Origin of the sequence: Mucilaginibacter sp. UYCu711 (assembly GCF_050433825.1) — a bacterium.
Classification (GTDB): domain Bacteria; phylum Bacteroidota; class Bacteroidia; order Sphingobacteriales; family Sphingobacteriaceae; genus Mucilaginibacter.
On the sequence record NZ_JBNPWM010000010.1, the window covers coordinates 144,801 to 166,022 of the forward strand.

At 41.0% G+C, this 21,222-nt stretch carries 30 protein-coding genes; 6 read left to right on the forward strand and 24 right to left on the reverse strand.

Features of this window, described 5'->3' with window-relative positions:
* Positions 1-101: 101 nt before the first annotated feature.
* The 14 genes from rpsN to rplC form a co-directional block, all read right to left on the reverse strand.
* A complete protein-coding gene (gene rpsN / locus ABIB50_RS20500; RefSeq protein ID WP_429382803.1) occupies positions 102-371 on the reverse strand; it encodes a 30S ribosomal protein S14 in 270 nt (89 codons plus the stop codon).
* Positions 364-933: a 50S ribosomal protein L5 gene (rplE, locus tag ABIB50_RS20505; protein ID WP_429382805.1), complete on the reverse strand. Its 570-nt coding sequence runs from the start codon at positions 931-933 to the stop codon at positions 364-366. The genes rpsN and rplE overlap by 8 nt, the downstream gene beginning before the upstream one ends.
* Complete coding sequence (rplX, locus tag ABIB50_RS20510; RefSeq protein ID WP_429382806.1) at positions 933-1,271, reverse strand: 50S ribosomal protein L24; 339 nt, start codon at positions 1,269-1,271, stop codon at positions 933-935. The genes rplE and rplX overlap by 1 nt, the downstream gene beginning before the upstream one ends.
* Position 1,272: 1 nt before the next feature.
* Positions 1,273-1,641, reverse strand: coding sequence for a 50S ribosomal protein L14 (rplN, locus tag ABIB50_RS20515; RefSeq protein ID WP_066006038.1), 369 nt, complete (start codon positions 1,639-1,641; stop codon positions 1,273-1,275).
* A gap of 1 nt (position 1,642) precedes the next feature.
* Complete coding sequence (rpsQ, locus tag ABIB50_RS20520) at positions 1,643-1,897, reverse strand: 30S ribosomal protein S17 (protein ID WP_144246489.1); 255 nt, start codon at positions 1,895-1,897, stop codon at positions 1,643-1,645.
* A 20-nt stretch (positions 1,898-1,917) separates the two neighbouring features.
* Positions 1,918-2,127 carry a 50S ribosomal protein L29 gene (rpmC, locus tag ABIB50_RS20525; RefSeq protein ID WP_429382808.1) on the reverse strand — a complete coding sequence of 70 codons (210 nt, stop codon included), beginning with the start codon at positions 2,125-2,127 and terminating at the stop codon, positions 1,918-1,920.
* A 97-nt stretch (positions 2,128-2,224) separates the two neighbouring features.
* Positions 2,225-2,647: a 50S ribosomal protein L16 gene (gene rplP / locus ABIB50_RS20530; RefSeq protein ID WP_429382810.1), complete on the reverse strand. Its 423-nt coding sequence runs from the start codon at positions 2,645-2,647 to the stop codon at positions 2,225-2,227.
* Positions 2,648-2,695: 48 nt separating this feature from the next.
* The gene (gene rpsC, locus ABIB50_RS20535; RefSeq protein WP_429382812.1) at positions 2,696-3,583 is read right to left on the reverse strand and encodes a 30S ribosomal protein S3; all 888 of its coding nucleotides are present in this window, start codon (positions 3,581-3,583) and stop codon (positions 2,696-2,698) included.
* Positions 3,584-3,588: 5 nt separating this feature from the next.
* A complete protein-coding gene (gene rplV, locus ABIB50_RS20540) occupies positions 3,589-4,017 on the reverse strand; it encodes a 50S ribosomal protein L22 (protein ID WP_429382813.1) in 429 nt (142 codons plus the stop codon).
* Between the two features lie 3 nt (positions 4,018-4,020).
* Entirely contained in the window at positions 4,021-4,287 is a 267-nt protein-coding gene (gene rpsS, locus ABIB50_RS20545; RefSeq protein WP_114005430.1) for a 30S ribosomal protein S19, read from the reverse strand.
* A 2-nt stretch (positions 4,288-4,289) separates the two neighbouring features.
* Entirely contained in the window at positions 4,290-5,117 is an 828-nt protein-coding gene (gene rplB / locus ABIB50_RS20550; RefSeq protein ID WP_429382814.1) for a 50S ribosomal protein L2, read from the reverse strand.
* An 8-nt stretch (positions 5,118-5,125) separates the two neighbouring features.
* Positions 5,126-5,416 (reverse strand): 50S ribosomal protein L23, encoded by a 291-nt coding sequence (gene rplW, locus ABIB50_RS20555; protein ID WP_230545265.1) that lies wholly within the window; start codon positions 5,414-5,416, stop codon positions 5,126-5,128.
* 1 nt (position 5,417) lies between these two features.
* A complete protein-coding gene (rplD, locus tag ABIB50_RS20560; protein WP_429382817.1) occupies positions 5,418-6,047 on the reverse strand; it encodes a 50S ribosomal protein L4 in 630 nt (209 codons plus the stop codon).
* A 1-nt stretch (position 6,048) separates the two neighbouring features.
* Entirely contained in the window at positions 6,049-6,666 is a 618-nt protein-coding gene (rplC, locus tag ABIB50_RS20565) for a 50S ribosomal protein L3 (RefSeq protein WP_429382819.1), read from the reverse strand.
* A gap of 223 nt (positions 6,667-6,889) precedes the next feature.
* Here rplC and ABIB50_RS20570 point away from each other — a divergent pair, with 223 nt between their 5' ends.
* The 3 genes from ABIB50_RS20570 to ABIB50_RS20580 are packed head-to-tail and all read left to right on the forward strand — an operon-like array spanning position 6,890 to position 10,203.
* Positions 6,890-8,233, forward strand: a complete 1,344-nt coding sequence (locus ABIB50_RS20570; protein ID WP_429382821.1) for an O-antigen ligase family protein — start codon at positions 6,890-6,892, stop codon at positions 8,231-8,233.
* Positions 8,234-8,244: 11 nt separating this feature from the next.
* The gene (locus ABIB50_RS20575) at positions 8,245-9,789 is read left to right on the forward strand and encodes a rhomboid family intramembrane serine protease (RefSeq protein ID WP_429382823.1); all 1,545 of its coding nucleotides are present in this window, start codon (positions 8,245-8,247) and stop codon (positions 9,787-9,789) included.
* A 24-nt stretch (positions 9,790-9,813) separates the two neighbouring features.
* The gene (locus ABIB50_RS20580; RefSeq protein WP_429382824.1) at positions 9,814-10,203 is read left to right on the forward strand and encodes an acyl-CoA thioesterase; all 390 of its coding nucleotides are present in this window, start codon (positions 9,814-9,816) and stop codon (positions 10,201-10,203) included.
* A gap of 62 nt (positions 10,204-10,265) precedes the next feature.
* On the opposite strand, the gene ABIB50_RS20585 is transcribed toward ABIB50_RS20580, so the two are convergent.
* Positions 10,266-11,525 (reverse strand): prephenate dehydrogenase/arogenate dehydrogenase family protein, encoded by a 1,260-nt coding sequence (locus ABIB50_RS20585; RefSeq protein WP_429382825.1) that lies wholly within the window; start codon positions 11,523-11,525, stop codon positions 10,266-10,268.
* A gap of 131 nt (positions 11,526-11,656) precedes the next feature.
* Between ABIB50_RS20585 and ABIB50_RS20590 the strand changes: the two genes are divergently transcribed.
* From ABIB50_RS20590 to ABIB50_RS20600, 3 genes are all read left to right on the forward strand, one after another.
* Positions 11,657-12,499, forward strand: a complete 843-nt coding sequence (locus ABIB50_RS20590; RefSeq protein WP_429382827.1) for a hypothetical protein — start codon at positions 11,657-11,659, stop codon at positions 12,497-12,499.
* A 166-nt stretch (positions 12,500-12,665) separates the two neighbouring features.
* Complete coding sequence (locus ABIB50_RS20595) at positions 12,666-13,100, forward strand: hypothetical protein (protein WP_429382829.1); 435 nt, start codon at positions 12,666-12,668, stop codon at positions 13,098-13,100.
* 3 nt (positions 13,101-13,103) lie between these two features.
* The gene (locus ABIB50_RS20600; RefSeq protein WP_429382831.1) at positions 13,104-13,814 is read left to right on the forward strand and encodes a DUF92 domain-containing protein; all 711 of its coding nucleotides are present in this window, start codon (positions 13,104-13,106) and stop codon (positions 13,812-13,814) included.
* Here ABIB50_RS20600 and ABIB50_RS20605 read toward each other — a convergent pair.
* From ABIB50_RS20605 to ABIB50_RS20645, 9 genes are all read right to left on the reverse strand, one after another.
* A complete protein-coding gene (locus tag ABIB50_RS20605; RefSeq protein WP_429382833.1) occupies positions 13,811-14,098 on the reverse strand; it encodes a type II toxin-antitoxin system RelE/ParE family toxin in 288 nt (95 codons plus the stop codon). The genes ABIB50_RS20600 and ABIB50_RS20605 overlap by 4 nt on opposite strands.
* Complete coding sequence (locus tag ABIB50_RS20610; protein ID WP_429382835.1) at positions 14,095-14,301, reverse strand: hypothetical protein; 207 nt, start codon at positions 14,299-14,301, stop codon at positions 14,095-14,097. Before ABIB50_RS20610 ends, ABIB50_RS20605 begins: the two co-directional genes overlap by 4 nt.
* 107 nt (positions 14,302-14,408) lie before the next feature.
* A complete protein-coding gene (rpsJ, locus tag ABIB50_RS20615) occupies positions 14,409-14,714 on the reverse strand; it encodes a 30S ribosomal protein S10 (RefSeq protein WP_022830652.1) in 306 nt (101 codons plus the stop codon).
* A 115-nt stretch (positions 14,715-14,829) separates the two neighbouring features.
* Positions 14,830-16,944, reverse strand: coding sequence for an elongation factor G (gene fusA / locus ABIB50_RS20620; RefSeq protein WP_429382837.1), 2,115 nt, complete (start codon positions 16,942-16,944; stop codon positions 14,830-14,832).
* A gap of 129 nt (positions 16,945-17,073) precedes the next feature.
* Positions 17,074-17,541, reverse strand: a complete 468-nt coding sequence (rpsG, locus tag ABIB50_RS20625) for a 30S ribosomal protein S7 (RefSeq protein ID WP_230545277.1) — start codon at positions 17,539-17,541, stop codon at positions 17,074-17,076.
* A gap of 19 nt (positions 17,542-17,560) precedes the next feature.
* Positions 17,561-17,974: a 30S ribosomal protein S12 gene (gene rpsL / locus ABIB50_RS20630; protein ID WP_230545452.1), complete on the reverse strand. Its 414-nt coding sequence runs from the start codon at positions 17,972-17,974 to the stop codon at positions 17,561-17,563.
* Between the two features lie 412 nt (positions 17,975-18,386).
* Positions 18,387-19,334, reverse strand: coding sequence for a tetratricopeptide repeat protein (locus ABIB50_RS20635; protein ID WP_429382839.1), 948 nt, complete (start codon positions 19,332-19,334; stop codon positions 18,387-18,389).
* 75 nt (positions 19,335-19,409) lie between these two features.
* Positions 19,410-19,532, reverse strand: coding sequence for a hypothetical protein (locus ABIB50_RS20640; RefSeq protein WP_429382840.1), 123 nt, complete (start codon positions 19,530-19,532; stop codon positions 19,410-19,412).
* Between the two features lie 646 nt (positions 19,533-20,178).
* Complete coding sequence (locus tag ABIB50_RS20645; RefSeq protein ID WP_429382842.1) at positions 20,179-21,177, reverse strand: ABC transporter ATP-binding protein; 999 nt, start codon at positions 21,175-21,177, stop codon at positions 20,179-20,181.
* Positions 21,178-21,222 lie beyond the last annotated feature (45 nt).

Sequence of the window (21,222 nt, forward strand, 5' to 3'; positions counted from 1 at the left end):
CATCGGTTAATTCTTTTTGTTGTACGTATTACGTTTTACGTTATACGTGGCTTTAACAGGCAAACCGTACTACGTAAAACGTAACACGTATAACCTTTAAATTACCAGCTTGCTTTCTTTACTCCCGGTATTTTACCAGCTAAAGCCATTTCACGGAATGTAACACGTGAAATACCAAACTGGCGCATATAACCACGAGGGCGGCCTGTTAATTTGCAACGGTTGTGCAATTTTACTGCTGATGACGCTTTTGGTAAAGCATCTAAACCTGCAAAATCACCGGCTGCTTTTAAAGCTGCTCTTTTTTCAGCATATTTTGCTACTAACTTAGCACGTTTAACTTCGCGCGCTTTTACACCTTCTTTAGCCATTGTTAGTTGGAGTTTGATTTTTAAATGGTAAACCAAATTGCTTAAGTAACTCTAATGCTTCAACATCGTTGGTTGCAGAGGTTACAAAGGTAATATCCATACCCTGTATTTTGTTAATTTTGTCAATGTTGATCTCTGGGAAAATGATTTGCTCAGTTATACCTAAAGTATAATTTCCTCTTCCGTCAAAACCTTTATCGTTAATACCTTTGAAATCGCGGATACGTGGAAGAGCTACAGAGATCAAACGATCAAGGAACTCATACATGGTATTGTCACGTAAAGTAACACGTACGCCAATTGGCATATTTTTACGCAATTTAAAGTTTGAAATATCTTTTTTAGATTTTGAAGCAACAGCTTGCTGACCGGTAATGGTAGTTAACTCAGTGATAGTGTTCTCGATCAATTTCTTGTCCGTAGTAGCACCACCAACACCCTGGTTAATTGCAATTTTTTCCAGTTTTGGAACCTGCATTACGCTTTTGTACTGAAATTTATCTTTCAGGTTAGTGCGTATTTCTTCTTTGTATTTCGATTTTAATCGTGGTGTGTATTCCATTACTTAATTTCCTCCCCTGATTTTTTTGCTACCCTTACTAATTTACCGGCATCATTCAATTTACGGCCTACACGTGTGGTCGCGCCTGTTTTTGGATCAACCAATGCCAGGTTTGAAATGTGTATAGCTGCTTCTTGTTTAACAATACCGCCGTTAGGATTAGCCGCGTTAGGTTTGGTATGTTTTGACACCATATTGGCACCTTCAACAATAGCCCTATTTTTAGCTAATATTACTTCAACTATTTTGCCTTGTGATCCTTTTGAATCGCCGGCTATAACTTTTACTAAATCGCCTTTGCGGATCTTTAGTTTTCCTTGTGCTGCTTTCTTATCCATGTTACAATACCTCCGGTGCTAATGATACAATTTTCATAAATTGTTTCTCACGCAATTCTCTTGCAACAGGGCCAAAGATACGTGTGCCTCTCGGCTCATCCTGGTTGTTTAACAAAACCGCCGCGTTATCATCGAAACGGATGTATGAACCATCTTTTCTGCGGATCTCTTTTTTGGTCCTAACCACAACGGCTTTTGATACTGTACCTTTTTTAATGTTACCAGAAGGTAGCGCACTTTTTACAGTTACTACAATCTTGTCACCAATTGAGGCATATCTTTTACCGGTACCGCCTAACACACGGATCACTAAAACTTCTTTAGCTCCGCTGTTGTCAGCTACATTTAATCTTGATTCCTGTTGTACCATCTTATTTAGCTCTTTCTAAAATTTGAACTAATCTCCAATTTTTGCTCTTGCTCAGCGGACGAGTCTCCATAATCAATACGGTGTCACCAATACCACAGGTATTAGTTTCGTCATGTGCCATAAACTTGGTAGTTTTCTTAATAAACTTACCATAGATCGGGTGCTTCACCTTCCGCTCCACAGCAACTACAATAGATTTTTCCATCTTATTGCTAACTACCAGGCCGGTACGTGTTTTTCTTAAATTTCTTTCCATTTTCCTCGACGCGTAAAAAATTAATTCTGTTCAGAAGCTTGCGCTGCCTTACGCTTTGTTAATTCAGTATTTAAACGAGCAATATCCTTGCGCACTTTTGTAATACGGGTTGGATTCTCAATCGCTGAAACCGCGTGTGCAAATTTTAGCTTGGTTAGATTTGCTCTTTCCTCGCCTAATTTTGCTACCAACTCTTCAGTTGCGATGGCTGTAATTTCTGAGTTCTTCATTTCTATTATTATTATCAGTTATAAGTTGCCAGTTGTATGTTGTAAGAATCTTATAATTACTTAAAACTCACAACTTATAACTTACAACAATTTCTATTTATGCTTCTACGTAATCTCTACGTGTTACAAATCTTGTTTGTACCGGTAGTTTTTGTGCTGCAAGGCGTAAAGCCTCTTTAGCAACTTCCAGTGGTACACCTTCTGCTTCAAAAATGATCCTTCCGGGGCGAACTACCGCTACCCAATATTCCGGAGCACCTTTACCTTTACCCATACGTACCTCTGCAGGCTTTTTAGTTACCGGTTTATCAGGGAAAATCCTGATCCACACTTGCCCTTCACGTTTCATGTAACGTGTTACAGCAATACGTGCAGCTTCTATCTGACGGCTGGTGATCCAGGCGGCTTCAAGTGATTTTACACCGAAAGATCCAAATGACAGTTCAGCACCACGGGTGGCTAAACCTTTCATTCTGCCTTTTTGCATCTTTCTGAACTTCGTTCTTTTTGGCTGTAGCATTTTCTTAAGCTTTTATATCTTATCGATATCGTATTCTAACTTCTGTTATTATCTTTTAGCTGGTCCACCCGGGCGGTTTCCACCACCTCTGTTAGGGCCACCACCTTGTCCACCCGGGCGATTATTACCACCACCGCGGTTGTTTGGGTTACCGGCACCTGGTTTGCGGTCGCCTCTGCGCTCGCCACCACGTTCTCCACCTCTTTCATTACCACCTCTGCGGTCACCAAATCCTCCGGCTGCGCCTTCTGGACGGCCACCTTTACCGCTGGCGCTGCTTGTACCACCAATATTTGGAGATAGATCGCGTTTGCCATAAACTTCGCCTTTGCAAATCCAAACTTTAACACCTATTTTACCATAAGTAGTTAAGGCTTCGGCCAATGCATAGTCAATGTCTGCACGGAAAGTGTGCAATGGAATTCTTCCTTCTTTATATTGTTCGCTACGTGCCATCTCAGCGCCACCTAAACGGCCTGATGTCATAACTTTAATTCCTTCTGCACCCATTCTCATGGTTGAAGCAATTGTAGTTTTCATGGCACGGCGGAATGATATACGTGCTTCAAGTTGTTTTGCTATACCTTCTGCAACTAATTGTGCATCAAGCTCAGGGCGTTTAATCTCAAATATGTTGATCTGAACTTCCTTTTTAGTTAGTTTTTTCAACTCTTCTTTGATCTTATCAACTTCGGTACCACCTTTACCTATAACAATACCCGGACGGGCAGTGTGTATAGTTACAGTTATACGTTTTAAAGTACGCTCTATTACAATTTTAGATACGCCACCTTTGTTGATACGCGCTGATAAGTATTTGCGGATCTTTTCGTCTTCAACTAATTTATCGGCATAATGATTGCCACCGAACCAATTAGAATCCCAACCTCTGATGATTCCTAATCTGTTACCTATTGGATGTGCTTTCTGTCCCATTATAATTAATTGATATCGTTTTTACTACCCACAATTAGCGTTACGTGGTTTGAACGTTTACGGATACGGTATCCACGGCCTTGCGGCGCTGGACGCATCCTTTTGTTTTGACGACCACCGCCTACTGATACTTCTTTTACAAATAAAGCGCTGTCTTCAACACGTTGTCCTTCGTTTTTTGCTTCCCAGTTTTTAATAGCTGATAACAAAAGCTTCTCTACACGTATAGCTGCTTCTTTATTTAAAAATTTCAAAGTATATAACGCCTTCTCAACGTTAACACCGCGGATCAGGTCAACTACCAGACGCATTTTGCGTGGCGAAGTTGGACAGTTCTGCAGTTTAGCAACAGAAGCGCCGCCTTGCTGAGCTTTTGCCTCTTCTTTGCGTTGTCTGATTAATACAGACTTTTTGATTTTAGTTGTTGCTTCCATTGCTTATTTTTTCTTTTCTGCGTGACCGCGGAATGTACGGGTTGGAGCAAATTCTCCCAACTTGTGACCAACCATGTTTTCTGTTACATACACAGGTATAAATTTGTTACCGTTGTGTACCGCGAATGTATGACCAACGAAATCAGGAGAAATCATGGAACGACGTGACCATGTTTTTACAACCGATTTTTTATTTGATTCATTTAAAACCAAGACTTTTCTGTCAAGGTTATGATCAATATAAGGTCCTTTTTTTATTGAACGTGCCATTATTATTTCTTCCTTCTTTCAATGATATAACGATCAGACCCTTTTTTCTTGTCACGGGTTTTGTAGCCTTTAGCTAATAAACCTTTACGTGAGCGTGGATGACCACCTGAGGCTCTACCCTCACCACCACCCATAGGGTGATCTACCGGGTTCATGGCTACACCACGAACTCTTGGGCGACGGCCTAACCAGCGTTTGCGGCCAGCTTTACCTAATACTTCGTTTTGCTTCTCGCCATTTGAAACTGTACCGATAGTTGCTAAACAAGTAGACAATATCATACGGGTTTCGCCTGATGGCAATTTGATAACGGCATATTTGCCATCACGCGCTGCAAGCTGTGCGTAAGTACCTGCCGAGCGTGCAATGATGCCGCCCTGGCCCGGGTTTAATTCGATGTTATGAATTATAGAACCCAATGGTATAGACTTTAACTGCATGGTGTTACCCACTTCAGGAGCTACAGATTCGCCAGACACTACTGTCATGCCAACTGTTAATCCCGCAGGAGCAATCATATATCTTTTCTCGCCATCTACAAAATGTAGCAATGCTATACGTGCAGAACGGTTAGGATCGTACTCAATAGTTGCAACTTTTGCAGGGATGTCAAACTTATTGCGTTTAAAGTCGATCAATCTGTATAACTGTTTGTGACCACCACCTAAGTAGCGCATAGTCATTTTACCGCTATGGTTACGTCCACCTGATCTGGTGTTAACATTAGCTATCAACGACTTTTCTGGCACGTTTGTAGTAATGTCAGAGTTATCAGCACCTACCCTGAAACGGGTACCGGGGGTAACCGGTTTAAATCTTTTTACTGCCATCTCTCTATTTATATATTGCTATAAAAATCTATTGTTTCTCCGTCCTTCAACGTGATGATCGCTTTCTTTACTGTAGCTGCACGGCCTGAAACAGGACCAGCTTTAGTGTTACGACTTTTCAGTTTACCTACGTATCTCATTGTATTAACAGCGGTGATGTTAACGCCATACATGGCCTCGATTGCTGTTTTGATCTGAATTTTGTTAGCCCTTGGGTCAACGATAAAAGCATAACGGTTAAGCTTCTCTGTTAATTGAGCTACTTTTTCAGTAAGTAAGGGTTTCTTTAAAATTTCCATATTACTTAGCTAATGCTTCCTCCAAAATTTTAACAGCACCGGTTGTTAACACCAGTTTACCTGCGTTCAATACATCATAAGTATTGATTTGGTCAACTGTAATAACCTTTGTTTTTTTAAGGTTTCTGCTTGATAAATACACATTGTTATTTGCTGCAGGCAATACTAATAATGTTCTAACATCAGTAGCTTTTAAATCTGCAACCAGTTGTATGTAGCTTTTGGTTTTAATAGCGTCGAAGCTAAAATCTTCCAAAACAATTACATTACTGTCTTTAGCTTTATAGGTTAGGGCCGAATAACGTGCTAACACTTTAAGTTTCTTGTTTAATTTGAAACTGTAATCGCGTGGCTGCGGACCGAATACACGGCCACCACCGTTAAACAATGGTGATTTTACGCTACCTGCACGGGCACCGCCTGTACCTTTTTGCTTATATAATTTGCGGGTTGAACCTGCAATTTCGTTACGCTGTTTTGATTTATGCGTACCTTGACGTTGGTTAGCTAAAAATTGCTTAACGTCTAAGTAAATAGCATGATCATTGGGCTCGATACCGAATATGGCTTCAGGAAGCTGCACCTTGGCACCTGTTTCTTTACCTGATACGTTTAATACTTTAACTTCCATCTTATTTATCCACTATAACGAATGAACCCTTAGCCCCTGGGATGGAACCTTTAACTACTATAAGGTTTTGCTCGGTATAAACTTTCAAAACTTCTAAGTTTTGAACTTTTACACGCTCATTGCCCATTTGGCCTGCCATGCGCATGCCTTTAAATACACGTGAAGGCCAAGATGAAGCACCTAATGAACCCGGAGCACGTAAACGGTTATGCTGACCGTGAGTTTGCATACCCACACCACCAAAACCATGACGTTTAACCACACCCTGGAAACCTTTACCTTTTGACGTGCCAACTACATCAACAAAATCTCCTTCAGCGAAAATATCTACAGTAACAGTGTCACCAAGAGCTTTTTCGTCTTCGAAAGATTTAAATTCAACAAGTTTACGTTTTGGGGCAGTACCGGCTTTTAGGAAATGGCCTTTTAACGGACCAGAAGTGTTTTTCTCCTTTTTCTCGCCATATGCAAGCTGTACAGCTGCATATCCGTCTGTATCAACAGACCTTACTTGTGTTACTACGCAAGGGCCAGCTTCGATAACTGTGCAAGGGATATTCTTCCCTGAGTCGTCGAATATGCTGGTCATTCCTACTTTTTTACCAATTAATCCTGACATTTTCTTTATGTTATTTGTGCCCATCGAAGCAGTAGGGCTTCGTTCAAGGCATATTATTTCCCCCGTTAAGGGACGGCAAAGATAGCAACTTTACTTTAATTGTCAAATACTTAGCAAGATATTTTTTTATAAATATTTCTACGCGATAAATAGTTGATTATTTGACTGATTTACTTGTTGGTTTACTATCATTGTAACTATAAAATCCTGGCGACATTATAATATGCTAAATAACCACACACATTTAAATGATAACAAAAGCATCAGTGCTAACATTTTCAATTTTTTATGTGTCGGGTTAATTGCATCTGTATTTTTCACCAACCTGGTTCATATCAGGCACCTGGGCACAAAACTTCAGCTTACCGAGATCATTTTTTTATTAATGATTCCCTTTATCCCCTATAAAAAACTTATTGGCTACAATTTAAAACACAACCGCAACTTTATACTAATTGTATTAATTTACATGGCGTTTGATATGGCAAGTTCCTTGTTAAGCCACAGCAAGGCTGCTATATTAGAAAGCACAGGGCGATTTTACCTATTTACCATATTTGCAACGTTAAGCTACTACTTTAACACGCTAAATAAAAACGACTTGCTAATTAAATTAACCAAAATATTTGTTGTTTGCACCTTTGGTATTGTTCTGTTTGCTATAATGGGATACATGATGGCATTTAAAAGGGGATGGGCGCCATATATTTTTAATGCCACCAATTACCCTTATTTTGGATCTATATATAGGTTACAGGGGCCAACCATATATCCCTCTATGTTAATAAGCGTTCTTATATTCCTGTTGTTATTTATAACAGGGGTTTGGAAGGATAGCCCTTTGCGCAAAACAGTAACTATCGTTTTCGCGCTTCTTTGTGTTTGTGTTATCTTAACGTTCTCCAAATCAATATTACTTTTAATTGCAGCAATGCTTATTTTTATATTTAAAGCAATAGGTAGGCTTAATAAAACTGCACTTATATGTATAGTAGCCCTGTTTGCTATACCGATGATATTTTTTACGCAGGTTATTGTATTAAAAAAGGGCTCGCAAGAGATGGAGAACCTTAAATCGACAGCCTTTTCTACTAACAGGATAGTTTTTCAAACCGATAATTATGTTGCAATAGAAGCCAGTTACCTGGCCACAAAAAGAGCGGATATTGCAATAGCCCGCGACCACCTTTTTTTTGGAGTAGGGACAGGAAATTTTAATAATTATTTATGGCAATATAAAGAGCGCCTTGGCATCCCCCCAAGGTTGGGTCATTTTGATCCTCACTCAACCTATCTGGGGGCATTTGCCGAGAATGGCTTGTTTGCAGGTATTATGCTACTGGTTGTTTTGGGTTTTGTTTTTAACGAATTTGCTAAAAGAAAAGACCTGCTTACAGATAATTTTTTATTGGCTTTGTTTTTAATTTATTTATTCTTTTTGATAGATGGAATTTCAACAGACATATTAAACTTCAGGCATCTTTGGCTATTCTTCGCAGTAGCGCTAACTTATCTGCAGATCAGTAAACCAGCAAGCAGTGAACTAACTGCCGAAATTAATAATTAAGTATTTTCCATATGGCCTGGGGCATATCACCACGTAAAGTAACAACCATCCCATTAGGTGAATATAGCGCCGACCATTACCTTACTTTATTATATCACGCCTTTAATAACCTGGGTTGGCGCATTAGTTATTTCGATAGGGACGGTATTATAGGCTATACCTCTATTTCGTGGGAAAGTTATGCCGAAGAAGTGTCTGTACGTATAGTTAATAACACCGCCATAATTAAAAGCGAGTGTGTGGGCTACCAGTTCTTTTTTAACGATTACGGCAAAAACGAAAAAAACCTGGAGTTGCTGCTTAACGGCGAAATTGAATATGTTGAATATCACCTAAAAGATTCCCTGCAGGAAACCACCCAGCAATTAATAGACAGTATCCCAGAAAACCAGTTCATCAGTTTAGATAACCCACCGATGGGTTATAAAGAAAAACTACACAGATTTTTAGCGGCCTTTACCCCAGCAAAGGATTATTTTATTACGCCAATATTAGTACTGGTAAACATAGCGGTATATATTATAAGCCATATTATAATGATAGTACTGATACTGGCAATGACTATAATGGCTGCGCAGCACCATGCTGCCGGTCCCAGGTATCTAATAAATAGTATTGAGGATATTTACCTGTCGCTTGGGTTTAGCAGCCGCACACAAGTACTTAACGGACAGGTATGGCGCTTAATAACCAATACATTTTTGCATTTCTCGCTTTTGCATATTGCCGGCAATATGGTTGTATTAATATATATAGGATCATTGTTAGAAAGTAAGCTGGGCAAATGGAAATACCTCGCGCTTTATTTACTAACCGGTGTCTGCGCCAGCATAACATCCGTAGTATGGCATGATCATGGCGTTGCGGCAGGTGCATCAGGGGCAATATTTGGACTATTCGGCATCTTACTTGCTTTACTCAGTACCAAATTTTATGAAGGCAACGCGCGCAGGGCATTGTTAATAAGCACCGTGATTTTTGTGGCCTATAATATTATACCTCTTGGCAAGCGGATAGACCATGCAGCGCATTTTGGTGGCTTAATAGCAGGTTACTTATTTGGATGGGTGGCTTATTGGGGATTAAAAAACTATAAGGAAAAACTTATTATAATTGGCCCTTTGGCTCTTACTATAATATATACCGGCCTATGTTTGCAGTTTGCACCGGTATACCAGCTTAAAGACCTGGAAAAACTAAGCCTGCGGGGAGAAAAGCTATCAGACTCATTAAGGATAGATTTTTACGGTAATTACACCACAAACCATGATACGCTCATGTCTGTATTCACACATACAGCGTTACCGCAAATTGATACCTTAAAAAAGGTATCTGTACAAATGGACCAATTAACGCTTCCTAAAAAACAAAAGAAGTTAGCCAATGTAAAATCGCGCCTGCTTTTGGAGGAATGTAAATTGTATACATTGTTATATAAAGAATACCGTGATAACGATCAGGTAAAATATCGAGAGGAGATTAGCAAATCCACCCAAAATATTAACGACCTGCGTGTGGAATGGGGGAAAGCAGACGATGAGGAGAATGAAGATTAGTATATTTGCGCTAAAATAACTACTATGAATTTCTACACCCGCAAATGGGTAAAACCCGAAGACCTTAATGCACATGGAACGCTATTTGGCGGCAGACTGCTGTCATGGATAGACGAGGAAGCTGCTATATATACCATTATACAGTTGGGCACTAATGGCTGCGTTACTAAATACATGTCCGAAATTAATTTTATAAACTCGGCCAGCCAGGGAGATATTATCGAGTTAGGTATTAAAGCAATTGGTTTTGGCCATACCTCCATCACCCTAACCTGCGAGGTGCGTAACAAGATCACCCAAAAAACTATACTTACGATAGATAAAATTGTTTTTGTAAGTGTTGATGAGAATGGCAAACCGGTTAAACATGGCCGTACAGAGATAACTTATACGGATGAAAGGCTACGCGAATAAGCGGATAAAGTAATTCCGATCCAGATAGCTATCGGGACAGACTTCCGAAATTAAAATTCTTTCTACTCCGTCATCAACCTTCTTATCAATTCAGCACTCTGCTTATTGCCTTCCTGCAAACGGTCTTTAAAGAAAGCCTGCACATCATTAAAGTGTTTCTTATAGCCTTCCATATCACCATAGCCTATAATGGACGACCACTCGCGCACGGCCGAGTGAAACTCCAGATCATCACCACGAATAGTTTTATTGTATAACGCGGCCTGGATAGATTCCTCCAACAGTTCTTCATCTTTAAACAAATACTCGGCAATGCCTAAACGCAGGCGGAATGGTGGCGTCTGGCAGATCAGGTTGTCGTAAGGGTTAACACCCAAATGATACCAGGCATCAACCATACTTAATATGCTTAAGTGCGAGTTTGGTTTTTGCAGGTCATGATTTTGTGATAGCCTAAACTCTTTCATCACCTTATCATTTAACATAATAGGCTTGCGGCTTTCATGGAAAACAAAATCGCGAGCGCGGTATAGCCGTTCGCGGAAAATGGCTTCCTCCTCCTGGATCATCAGCTTAAACAATTCCGACTCTGATACCGCATACTGCCTCACCTGCTGGCGGGCATACGGGTTCATTATGGCTAAGCCGGCATATACGTGCGCTTTATAGCTGAATATGCGCAGGGTGGTCAATATCTTTACATTATCAATACCGCCAATATAAGAAGCGTTTTCCCAGGGGAAAAACCCTGCGGCTTTCCAGGCGGTACCCATGCTTTCAAAACCAACGTGGGTTACAGCCTGTGTGTCGGCTACAATTTTATCATGCTCATGGTAATCGGCCAGTTCAACTATCTCTGATCCTATGGCATTAAACAGGGCGAGCATGCGTTGCCTCGCGGCTTCATCCGCACGGTGCGGTATCAGTATCAGGGTTTGTCCCTTGGGCTCAAAACCGGGGCCGTGCATCCCGTGGAAAGTAATTATCTGCGCGGTTGCCGGCAGGTATTTATCAAAGGCTTCAATCTCGGGGGTTTTTACGGATGTTTGCCCTGCTACAATAGCACCCGGTTTGGTGTAGGAAGCAAACTCGGCAACTACCTTGGCTATTTTCTCAGCCTCGACCGAATAGATGATCAGGTCGCTGGTTTCAGAGATCTCCTTGCCGCTATCCAATACTTTGATATTAAAGGGAGCAAGCTCTTCTTCAAGTTGTTGGCGGTTAGCCGGCAAGTCGCAACCTGCTACGATATACCCCGCTTTTGAAAAAGCTTTAGCGTATAAACGCCCCATATCGCCTAAGCCGATAATTCCAATATTCATTCTGCTAATATAACTATGCTAAGCAAAAATGCGTATTAAGGTTTACATTAGCTGCGCCAATTATACCCTAAAAACGCAACAAAGCATTTTTTTACTGTTTTTTTAATATATCATTGTCTAATTTTACAATTATGAACACCAATTTCATGTTGAAACTAACGCTGTTACTAACACTTACTATTTATATAACTAACGTTGCAGCGCAGGATAGTGTAAAAAAAGCTACTGTTAAAAAAACAATTGTTGCCAAGCCTGTAATAACTGCTGCACAACCGGGTGCCATACCTATTAACCCAAAAACAGGCAGGCCCTACAGCAAATACGGTTATGGCCCGTATGCCAAAACTTTCAGGGCCCGGCAAAAAGCCGATAGCCTAAAGAAAGTTACGGCGGCACCCCAGCCTATCCATCCATCCTCAACAACTATAGCTACTACTCCGCCGGATGTTAAGGCTGACAGCACCACAGTTGCGCCGCAAAGGGTTGATAAAAGCCTTAACGGCCAATACCTATACCTGTTAACGAAGGTTTACACCTATCAGCGGCCTTTTGTTGATGCTATATGGAAGAATTTTACCGACACGCTAAAAAATACCCGCGGCCAGTTAAAAGCAGCAAATGACAAAGTTGCCGAACAAAATAAAACCATTGCAGGCCTGCAGGCCGATGTGACTGCCAAAGAGCAAACCATAACTCAAACTGATACGATAAGCCTGTTTGGCATAGCGCTTGCAAAATCAACCTATAATATTATTATGTGGGGATTGGTTATTGTTTTTGGGATTGTGGCAGGTGTGGTTATTGCCAGATCGGGAGGTGCACGCAGGGAAGCCACCTATCGCACTACCCTTTATAACGAGCTGGAAGAAGAATTTAAAACCTATAAAGCCAAAGCCAACGAAAAGGAAAAGAAACTGGCGCGTGAGCTGCAAACCGAACGCAATAAGATTGATGAGTTGACAGGCAGGGGTTAAGCCCCCCGGCCCCCCTAAAGGGGGAGAATTGTTTACGATCCATTTAATAATCGCTTAACTTTTACCGAACCCTTAAAATAACAGGTGTTCCATTTTTGAAATGTGGAACACCCTGGAACATGTGGAACACCCCGGAACACCATAATAGTTAAAAAAATAAACCTGTATGAAAGCTTACCTGTTTGGCTGGAACCCCTTAAAGTTTGAATGGGCTGACATGGACGATGATATTAAAAAGTTAGCCGATACTGGCAAGCTGGAAGATAACTGGAGCGTAGCCAGCCATAAAACCATCCAGCCGGGGGACAGGGCTTACATTGTTCGTGTTGGGGTTGAACCTAAAGGGATCTTCGCATCAGGCATTATCGCTTCTGATCCTTACCTGGCTTTTCGTAAAGGCAGGCATTATCATCGCATCACTATAGCTATAGATATATTACTCAATCCCGATAAACAACCAATACTTACCCTTGATATTTTAAAGACCGGGAACCTGGCTGCACAAACCTGGACACCGCAGGCATCGGGTATTTCTATCCGGCCTGAATTAGTTGATGAGTTGGAAGGCGTTTGGCAGGATTTTTTAAATCCGGAAGAATAGGCCATGTCAACTACCGATATTATCATCTCTATTATTTTATTATTAAGTGCTGCTTTAAGCTACACAGCCAAGAAGCTTACCGTTGCCGGTGCTATAACTGGCGCGTTTGTTGGCATACTTATTTACAAAGGTGCAGGTTTTACCGGCTTAGTAATGTTAGCCTTATTTTTCATAGCCGGATCATGGGCCACGGGCTGGCAGTTAAATAAGAAAGCCGCCATCAGCGCAGCCGAACAACATACAAGCGGGCGGACTGCCGGGCAGGTATTGGCCAATGGTGGAGTTGCGGCACTACTGGGTGCTTATGGCTGGTATTCTCCGAACCAAGCAACACTCATTACATTAATGATAGCAGGCAGCTTCGCAGCAGCTACAGCCGATACCTTATCCTCAGAATTAGGAACAGTTTATGGCCACCGTTTTTTGAATATCCTGACTTTTAAAAAAGATACCCGTGGTTTGGATGGCGTGGTAAGTATGGAGGGGACGTTGATCGGGCTGGCCGGCGCTTTACTGATAGCCTTTCTTTATGCTTGTTCCTTTGGATGGAGTATTGCTATTCTTTGGATTGTATCAGCAGGTTTTATCGGCAACCTGACTGATTCGGTATTGGGCGCTTTGTTGGAGCGTAAAGGTTTGATTGGGAATAATGTTGTTAATTTTTTTAATACTGCTGTTGGGGCTGGGGTATGTTGGGTGTTGATAAACCTTTAAAGGATTGGGTTTTGCCGGTTATCCCAAAAGAATAATATATCTATTGTGGTATCTCTGATCTCATAAAACACTGAGCAATTTTTATGAATCACCCCTTTTCGAACATTCACGTTTGATTCTATTACCTGGAAAATAAATGGCGAGCTTCGTATTGTTTCAATAACCTTTATTGTGCGTTGTGTAAATTCATCAACATATCTATCACCCCATCTATTGTTTATCTGCTTTGTAATTTCATCAAACGTTTCTATAGCTACCGGCGAATAAATTACCGTATAGATCATTTGCCCTTCGTAATTCTATTTACAAATTCTTCATGGGTGATAAAGTGCCCTGCGGCAATTTCAGACTGCCCTTTAGCAATTCCTTCTAAAACAAAATCTGGCAAAGTTTCATCCTCCTTAAAAAAAGATATATGTTGCTCTTCTAAGAACGCAGTTATAATTTTCTCTTGTTCAACTGTTGGAGTTATTACATAAGTGCTCATATTCAAATATACAGAATTTGCATTTAATTTATAACGCTCTTGTACACAAAAAAGCCACCCGAACTAAATCGAATGGCTTTTTATATGTTTCGGATCTTCCGGTACAGTTATACTTTGATCTCCACTTCAACGCCGCTTGGCAATTCAAGTTTCATCAGCGCATCTACAGTTTTTGAGTTTGAGCTGTAGATATCCAATAAACGTTTGTAAGAACATAATTGGAATTGCTCACGTGCTTTCTTGTTTACGTGTGGTGAACGCAAAACAGTGAAAATTTTCTTTTCGGTTGGTAACGGAAGTGGTCCGCTAACTACAGCGCCTGTCGGCTTTACTGTTTTTACGATCTTCTCGGCTGATTTATCAACCAGGTTGTAATCGTAAGATTTTAATTTGATTCTGATTCTTTGGCTCATCTTGTTTGTTTTTAATGATCGTTCCTAAGAGCTATTTATTAGGGCGATCGGATTGTTTATTTATTAAAAAGTTGATTGGTAACTAACTTCTAATCACCAATCAACTAATCTCTATTTACGCATTACTTCCGGCTGCTTTTCTGCCTTTTGCTTTAGCAACTATTTCTTCCTGAACGTTTTTAGGCGCTTCAGCATAGTGATCAAACTCCATGGTTGAAGTAGCACGGCCAGATGTGATAGTACGTAACTGGGTTACATAACCAAACATTTCTGAAAGTGGTACAGTAGCTTTAATTACCTGCGCACCCGCACGTGAATCCATGCCTAAAAGCTGGCCACGACGACGGTTCATGTCACCGATAACGTCACCCATGTTTTCTTCAGGGGTTAAGATCTCGATTTTCATGATCGGCTCTAACAATACCGGTTTACAACGTGGCAATGCCTCGCGGTAAGCCATCTTGGCAGCTAACTCGAATGATAAAGCATCTGAATCGACAGCGTGGAACGAACCATCAATCAAACGTACTTTTAACCCGGTAAGCGGGTAACCTGCTAACACACCATTTGCCAATGAAGCCTCAAAGCCTTTTTGTACAGATGGGATAAACTCACGTGGGATTGAACCACCCGAAATTTCGTTAATAAATGTTAACCCTTCTTTGCCTTCATCATTTGGAGACAATACAACTTGTATATCAGCAAATTTACCACGGCCACCGGTTTGTTTCTTGTATGTTTCGCGGTGTTGTACACTACCTGTGATAGCCTCTTTGAAAGCTACCTGTGGCGCACCCTGGTTAACCTCAACCTTAAACTCGCGTTTAAGACGGTCCATGATGATATCCAGGTGAAGCTCGCCCATACCTGAAATTACAGTTTGGCCGGTTTCTTCGTCAGATTTTACGTGGAACGTAGGATCCTCTTCAGACAATTTACCTAAAGCGATACCTAATTTATCTACATCAGCCTGAGTTTTAGGCTCGATAGCTAAACCGATAACCGGATCAGGGAAGTTCATTGACTCCAATATGATCGGGTGTTTCTCGTCGCAAAGGGTATCACCTGTTTTGATATCCTTAAAGCCTACTACCGCAGCAATATCACCAGCACCTACGTTAGGTATTGGGTTTTGCTTGTTAGCGTGCATTTGGAAGATACGAGAGATACGCTCTTTATTGTCAGAACGCATATTGTGTATGTATGATCCTGCTTCTAAGTTACCAGAGTAAACACGGATAAAGCATAAACGGCCTACGAAAGGATCTGTTGCAATTTTAAATGCTAAAGCTGCAAAAGGCTCTTTCTCTGATGGCTTACGTAAAACTTCTTCGCCGGTATCAGGGTTAGTACCAATGATACCTTCCACGTCCATAGGTGAAGGAAGTAATTCCATCACATAATCAAGCATCGTTTGTACACCTTTGTTTTTGAAAGATGAACCACATACCATAGGAACGATCTTAGCATCTAACACTGCTTTACGCAATGCATCTAAAATTTCACGTTCAGTGATTGAAGCCGGATCTTCGAAGAATTTCTCCATCAAAGTCTCATCATAATCAGCTACTGATTCCAACAATTTCTCTCTCCACTCAGTAGCTTCTTCGATCATATCCTCAGGGATAGGCACTTCAGTAAAGGTCATACCTTTATCATGCTCATTCCAAACAATACCTCTCCAGTTGATCAAATCAATCACACCTTTGAAATTTTCTTCGGCACCAATTGGCAATTGCAATGGTACAGCGTTACTGCCTAACATGCTTTTTACTTGTTTTACAACATTTAAAAAGTCGGCACCGCTACGGTCCATTTTATTAACGAAACCAATACGGGCAACGTTGTAGTTGTTAGCCAGGCGCCAGTTAGTTTCTGACTGCGGCTCAACACCATCAACAGCACTAAAAAGGAAAACCAAACCATCTAATACACGTAAGCTGCGGTTTACCTCTACGGTAAAATCCACGTGTCCCGGTGTATCAATAATGTTGATATGGTAGTCTTGTCCTCTGTATTTCCAACCAACTGTAGTAGCTGCCGAAGTAATGGTAATACCGCGCTCCTGCTCTTGCGCCATCCAGTCCATTGTAGCTGCACCTTCGTGTACCTCGCCTATTTTGTGGCTAACGCCGCTGTAGTAAAGTATACGCTCGGTAGTGGTGGTTTTACCAGCATCAATGTGGGCGGCAATACCTATATTTCTTGTATATCTTAGATCTCTTGACATTTTAATTATTGAGTTATTGAATTATTGAATTAATGAATATGTTAATGTTCATTGAATCTGCGAAATAATGAATTATTGATTAGGTTGATGTTACCAAATCAATAATTCACTAATTCAATAATTCTTTAATTAGAATCTAAAGTGAGAGAACGCTTTGTTAGCCTCGGCCATTTTATGCGTATCTTCTTTCTTTTTCACTGCTGCACCTTCACCTTTAGCTGCTGATATGATCTCGCCGGCTAATTTCTCCATCATGGTTTTTTCGCCACGACGACGTGCATAGCTAATTAACCATTTCATGCCTAAAGCAATTTTACGCTCTGGTCTTACTTCGGTTGGTACCTGGAAGTTAGCACCACCAACACGGCGGCTTTTAACTTCAACTGCAGGCATAACATTGTTTAAAGCCTTTTTCCAGGTTTCTAAACCGCTTTCGCTGGTTTTCTTTTCAACAATATCAACTGCATTATAAAATATAGTGTAAGCGGTAGATTTTTTACCATCAAACATCATGTTGTTAACAAACCTGGTTACCAAAATATCATTGAATTTTGGATCAGGAAGAAGGATTCTTTTTTTTGGTTTCGATTTTCTCATTGTTACTATCCTCCTTTAATTATTTCTTTTTACCTTTTGCAGGGGCTGCAGCAGCTTGGCCTGGTTTAGGGCGTTTAGTACCATATTTTGAACGACGTTGGTTACGACCGGCAACACCAGAAGTATCTAACGCACCACGGATGATGTGGTAACGCACACCAGGTAAGTCTTTAACACGACCACCACGGATCAACACAATAGAGTGCTCTTGCAAGTTGTGACCTTCACCAGGGATGTAAGCATTTACTTCTTTACCGTTGGTTAAGCGCACACGGGCAACTTTACGCATTGCTGAGTTTGGTTTTTTAGGGGTAGTGGTATACACACGGGTGCACACTCCTCTTCGCTGTGGACAGCTGTCCAACGCTGGCGACTTACTCTTGTCAACCAGAGCTACTCTACCTTTTCTAACTAATTGATTGATAGTAGGCATTCTTGCTTTCTTGTTTTGTTTTTTTAAAGTCCCCCTGTCCTCCTTCATTGGTGGGCAGTTTTAGGGACTGCAAAAGTACGGACTTATTTTATGATTTTCAAGAGGTTATGAAAAAATATTTTCGCTTTGGTGATGAATGGATGTATTGTGATAGTTAAGTAGTTAGATTAAGTTGATTGGGTGAGTGGTTGTGGGTGGGTTTAGTAATTGGATTAAGTTGGTTTAGCGAGTGTTGGAACCGGTTGAATTAAGTTCCCCTCTGGAGAAGGGGTGCCAAAGACAGTGCGGTTGCAGGGGTGTGTTAATGAAGTGATAATGGCGTTGCCTTCGGCCCGGGTTATCCGCTTATACGGCTGCAGGCATTAGGCGCAAGGGCCGGTATCCGCTACTACCCCCCCTAACGCAGTTATCCCTAATAAACACAGCTTGGACAGGGACTATATTCCAAACTTTTGGCACGCCATTTTTTACTTTCTTCATCATTCTTTAGGTCCGTGTAGGCGTTACTTATAAAACCGGCCATCCAACTTTTAAACTCTGATTTATCAACTTTAATCTGATCCAATCCTCGTTTGTAAACATCAATTGCTCCAAGCCAATCTGCTTTTCCCCTATAAGTAGCGCCTAATTCGAAATAGAAGCCAAGATTTGTGGGATCATTCCGTATTGCATCTTTAAATAATACTATAGCTTTATCGTATTGTTTTGTCGAATTATAGGCCGAGCCTAACTTCATCTCAATCCCCTGGTGATTGATCCAGGCGGCATTATCCATGGGCACTTTTACACCTTTATAATGGGGCGAAATTTTGTAAACCTTTTCCCAATAAATTATTCCTACGGTAAAGTCAGTCTCCTCATTATGGTAGCAGCCCCACCTATAATTGTGTTCAAGGGTATCGCTGTAAGTATAATAAGGTTTTATCCATTTTGGTTCGTCCTCTATTTTCAGTTCTTTAAAATGTTTTGAGGGTAAAACAGCAGCCTGTGGAAGTCTTATCTGTTTAGAATTCATACCTCCGATAGTATCCCTAAGGCGAATTACCCTGGCCGGAGCGAACTGATCTGCATTGTCTGCACTAAACACGTATTTATCCTTTTTACCCGCTCGAAGTATATATTGATTTTTTTGATCGATTTCAAATTGCCCGGCCTCCTTAAACATAAAACCCTTATCGCTTTGGATATAAACATATCCAAATGTGTAATACAGGGCAGTATCAGGTTTTTTTAAAACCACCCAATGTTTTTCATAAGCCGTAATAACATGATCAAATTTTATTGCAGTATCAACACCATTTGTTTGCGCTTTGGCAAAGGCTGCAAAACAAACGAAGATTAGCAAGATAAGGCGTTTCATGGTTAAATAAAGCTACGCAAAATCCATCAAAACAAAACATCCGCCTTAAATTAATTAAAGCGGATGTAAAGTTAATTACGGATGTGCAGGCGCTCCCGGAGGCGGTGGTGGCGCAGCACCTTTCATAGCGCCGCAACTTGTGGTTAACATGCCTAATACTGCTGCCAGCAATACAAAGCCATAGATCTTCTTTTTCATAGTTGTAGTTGTTTGTTTGATAGTAGAATAACTGTTTGTAAAAATTGTTTTGAGTTATGGAAAACCAAAGGAGATAATTTTACGTATTTAATTAAAACGACATTATATAAATTAGAAATATAATTTATATTTGTTTCAACTAACAGAATTAGATCACTGTCAGTTAATAGTTATTAAAGCAGAATGGGGTTGGGTGGGTTTGTGATATTCTGCTTTTTACGAGCCTAATTACAATAAAACTGTCGGTGTTAGGGTCACCGGCGGTATATAAGCTTCGAGGCGCGATCAGGTAAAACCAGGAAGGTTTGAGTGAGAGTGGAAGGTTAGTGATTTTGCAGCAATGATGGGCATAGATAGCAAAATTACAAGCCGTGGGTTTTACCTGATTAGCGACGGAGCAATTATTTTTGGCTAAAATAAATTAGTCAACCTTACCCGAAAAAAGTGTTTCAGGCATATTTACATGTTTAAACAAATGTTATTTTTAATAACTCTTTGATTATTAGCAAATTGCTGCTGCATTTTTGTTTCATTTTGTTTCATGGATTTTCCATAAAAAACTGTTAATCAACCGCTTAACTCAAAATCTTGTTTCACTTGTTTCATCTGTTTCACACACTCGTGAAACAAACACATGCTTTAACGCCTAAAACTCCAGGTACTTACTGATCTTAATATGCACGGTATCGCCCGTACGATATTTGCCGGGCTGGTCGTTCAATAAGCGCAGGACGATATGATCCTTTTCAACTAACAGGTCTTCATAGCTGCCTTTAAATAATACCTGCTTTACGGTGAAGTCCTTGCGGGTCCAGCTACCAGTTGGCGCAGCCCATTCGGGGTATATCACCACGTGCTCGACCTTGGTTTTAATGCCGAAATTCCTGGCGTCGTCGGCAGATAGCACATTACAATTGGTAAGTAACTTGGCGGTATAAAGATTCTGCGGATTTTGATACAAGGCTTTGGGATGCCCAGCTTCAATGATCTCTCCATCTTTTAGCACGATCAGTTCATCGGCCATAGATAGCACCTCGGCAGGGTCGTGCGACACCATGATAACCGTTAACCCCATATCATGCACCACCTGCCTTATATCCTGCTGCAACCCCTCGCGGAAGGAGGTATCAACCTGGTTAAAAGGCTCGTCCAACAACAGCACTTCGGGGCGGGTTGCCAGGGCGCGGGCTATGGCTACGCGCTGCTTTTCGCCGCCGCTTAAAAAAAAAGCCTGCTTATCAGCCAGGTGTTGGATGTTTAGTTGTTTAAGTACTTGCGTGGTGCGTTCCTCTTTGGTGGTTACGTCGGTATTAGGGAGTAATACGGCAATGTTATCCCATACTTTGGCATAAACATTTAGTCCATCGGTATCCTGGGTAACCATTTTCATGGCATCGTGGCCCGGGATCAGCTTTTCTTCGGGGCCCCATATGCGCTCGCCTTTAAACTGCACCCTACCCTCATCCGGCGACAGCAAACCAAACAACAATTTCAGCAAGGTACTTTTGCCGCTGCCACTCTCGCCTATTATGGCGGTTATCTTCTGTGGTTTAATTGTAAGGCTTATCCTTTTTACACCTGCCAGGCGTTCGCCGGGATAGGTTTTGGTTACAGCTAATGTTTGTAAAAAGGGTGTATCTGTCATGCCGCAAATATAGCTAAAACAACAAGAGTCCAGATAAATCGGGAC